The organism is Devosia psychrophila, from assembly GCF_000971275.1.
Taxonomy (GTDB): domain Bacteria; phylum Pseudomonadota; class Alphaproteobacteria; order Rhizobiales; family Devosiaceae; genus Devosia; species Devosia psychrophila.
In genome coordinates this window covers 1-572 of sequence record NZ_LAPV01000021.1, presented here as the reverse complement: position 1 = coordinate 572, position 572 = coordinate 1, and the positions used below count along the sequence as shown (strand labels likewise).

The following is a 572-nucleotide window of genomic DNA, read 5'->3' as shown; positions in this document are numbered from 1 at the left end:
TGCCCATCGCCCGCTTGCGGCCGCCGCGGCGGCGCACGACCAGCTTCTCCTCGCGATAGATGCGGAACAGCCGCTTGTGATTGACCATATGGCCTTCTCGCCGCAGCAGTACGTGCAGGCGCCGATATCCGAAGCGCCGTCGCTCATGAGCAATGGCCTTCATCCGCTCACGCAGCACCGCATCATCGACCCTGATGGTCTGGTAGCGCATCGTCATCCTGCAGCATCCCAGCACCTGGCACGCCCGCCGCTCGCTCATTCCAAACACCGTCTGGAGATGGGCGACAGCATCCCGCTCAACGGCGGGCGTTACCATTTTTTTCCGGGCTTTCCTGACTGGCTTCCCGCCACGGCGATGCTGGGGACGATCTTAGGCTGGCTGTCATCTACTCGAGTGCGTCCTTGGCTGCGTTTGACCGTCATCGGACTGCTGCTGGCGGGACTTATACCAACGGCGCTCACGATTGACCGGTGTGTGCCCATTCACGCATGCCGATCGATGTTATGGTTGTCGGCTGGTCGACGAGATTTCGCCATGCCTGACAAGCGGCATCGATGATGGCGTCGTAGGT

At 61.5% G+C, this 572-nt stretch carries 1 pseudogene; it reads right to left on the bottom strand.

The window, feature by feature from the left end:
• Positions 1 to 322 (bottom strand): annotated as a pseudogene (locus WH91_RS02570) (IS3 family transposase); the annotation flags it as partial.
• Between the last annotated feature and the right edge of the window lie 250 nt (positions 323 to 572).